The organism is Gemmatimonadota bacterium, from assembly GCA_016209965.1.
Taxonomy (GTDB): domain Bacteria; phylum Gemmatimonadota; class Gemmatimonadetes; order Longimicrobiales; family RSA9; genus JACQVE01.
This window is the reverse complement of the sequence record JACQVE010000193.1, coordinates 1-2285: the sequence shown is the minus strand read 5'-3', so window position 1 is coordinate 2285 and position 2285 is coordinate 1. Positions and strand designations below refer to the sequence as shown.

Here is a 2285-nt window from a genome sequence, read left to right as displayed (position 1 = left end):
TGCTGGCTGGCGACGCCAGCCTGCTGGGCGGCCGGCGGGTCGGGCTGATCACGAACCACACGGGCGTGGGGCAGTTCACGGGAGCGGCGCGCGAGGTAGCGGCGGCCACGAGCATTGACCTGCTGCACCAGCATCCCGGGATCGAGCTGGTGGCACTGTACAGCCCGGAGCATGGGGTCCAGGGGCGCGCGCAGGCGGGCGCGGCGGTGGCGAGCGGGCGGGACGCGAAGACGGGGCTGCCGATCTACTCGCTCTATGCGCCGGGCGGCGTGCGCAAGCCGACGGCGGCGATGCTCGAGGGCGTAGAGGTGCTGGCCTTCGATATCCAGGACATCGGGGCTCGGTACTACACCTACGTGTGGACCATGGCGCTGGCCATGCAGGCGGCGGCGGAGCATGGGATCCGGTTCGTGGTGCTGGATCGGCCCAACCCCATTGGCGGCGAACTGGTGCAGGGGAACGTGCTGGAGGCGGAGCAGGCGAGCTTTGTGGGGCTGTACCCGGTGCCGATGCGGCACGGCCTGACTCCCGGAGAGCTGGCCCGGCTGATCCGCGGCGAGTTCGGCGTGCCGGTCGAGCTGACGGTGGTGCCAGCGCAGGGGTGGCGGCGCGGCATGTGGTTCGAGGACACGGGCCTGCCCTGGATCCCGCCCTCGCCCAACATGCCCTCGGTCGAGAGCGCGACCCACTACCCGGGCACCTGCCTGTTCGAGGGGACCAACCTGTCGGTGGGACGGGGTACGCCCATCGCCTTTCAGCAGATCGGCGCACCCTGGCTGGATGCCGAGACGGTGGTCCACGGGCTGGAAGCGTACCGGCTGCCGGGCGTGCGCCTCGAAGCGGTGAGCTTCACGCCGCAGAGGCCGGGGGATGGGAAGTACGACGGGGAGCCGGTGCGCGGTGTGCGCTTCCTTACCACCGACCGGCGGGTCTATGATCCGACCGTGGCGGCGGTGGCGGCGCTGGTCGAGGTGCAGCGGCTGCACCCGGACCGGCTCGAGTGGCGCGTGGCTCACTTCGATCGACTGGCGGGAACAACGCGGCTGCGGGAGCAGGTCGCGGCCGGTGTTTCGCTGGAGGAGATCACGGCCGGCTGGGCCGAGCCACTGGAGCGGTTCCGGCGGCTGCGGGAGAAGTATCTGATTTACCCGAACTGAAACCCGATCGGGTACGGGTACGGGTACGGGTACGGGAAGGCAGGGATACCCCCGCTACTGCTCGAGCAGGGCGGGCAGCGTCGAGTGCTGGGCGGCGGGGTGCACGAGGACGGCGCCGTCGCCGGGGAGGCGGACTTCGACCGGGTGGTCGCGGACCGCGCGGCGGAAGCCCTGGTCCTCGAGCACGCGGTGCACGTAGATGCGGCGGGCGATGACCATGACGGTGGCCAGCACGGGCACGGCGACAAGCAGCCCGATGACGTTGAGCAGGTGCGCCATGACCAGAACGCTGAGCAGGGTGAGTACGGGCGGAAGCTGGACCTGCCGCTCCATGATCATAGGTGCCACGAAATTGGCCTCGACGAGGTGCACGCCGATGCCGAGCGCGACGACGAGCAACGCCTTGAGGGCGCCGGCCGTGCCGAGCACGAAGAGAGCGGGGAGCAGCGTCGAGAAGAGCGTGCCGAAGAACGGGACAATGGCGACGGCGCCGGTGAACACGCCGAAGGCCAGGGCGTAGGGCACGCGCAGGACGACGAGGCCGATCCAGGTCAGGACGGCGAGGATGGTCATGGCCACGAGCTGTCCTACGATCCAGGCGCGGAGCACGCGGCCGAGCTCGGCAAGCAGGTCGCGCACCAGCTCGCGGTGCACGGGGGGCGCGAGCGCGATGAAGCCTTCGCGGTAGATGGCAGGCCGAAGCGCCAGGTATATGCCCATGACGCCGACGCTGATGACGTGGATCAGGAACTGCAACCCGCTGAAGACGTAAGGCACGAAGCCGCGGAAGTACCCCCCCACCTGCTGCACGATGGTGCCTACATAGCTTTCCCCCTCCCGCAGCGGCCCCAGGATCTGGGCGGCGACCGGCGACTTGGCGGCGAGCGCCAGGAGCTGGGCCTCCCAGCGTACCAGTTGAGCGGGCAGGGCCTGGACGAGTTCCTCACTCTGCTCGGCGACGGGCGGCACGACGAGGTAGGCGATGCCGACCCCGCCGAGCAGAGTGAGCAGCACGGCGCTGGCGAGCGCGATGCCGCGGGGCGCGCCGACCCAGCGCTGCAAGCTGTCGGTGGCCGCGCCGAGGTAGAGTCCGAATAGTACGGCAATGAAGAGGAGGAGCAGGATCTC

2 protein-coding genes are annotated in these 2285 nt (G+C 70.0%); one reads left to right on the top strand and one right to left on the bottom strand.

The window, feature by feature from the left end; genetic code table 11:
* Window positions 1-2: 2 nt before the first annotated feature.
* Window positions 3-1157, top strand: a complete 1155-nt coding sequence (locus HY703_07765) for a DUF1343 domain-containing protein (GenBank protein MBI4545074.1) — start codon at window positions 3-5, stop codon at window positions 1155-1157.
* A 54-nt stretch (window positions 1158-1211) separates the two neighbouring features.
* Here HY703_07765 and HY703_07760 read toward each other — a convergent pair.
* On the bottom strand, window positions 1212-2285 hold a 1074-nt coding region (locus HY703_07760; protein MBI4545073.1), incomplete at its 5' end, for an AI-2E family transporter.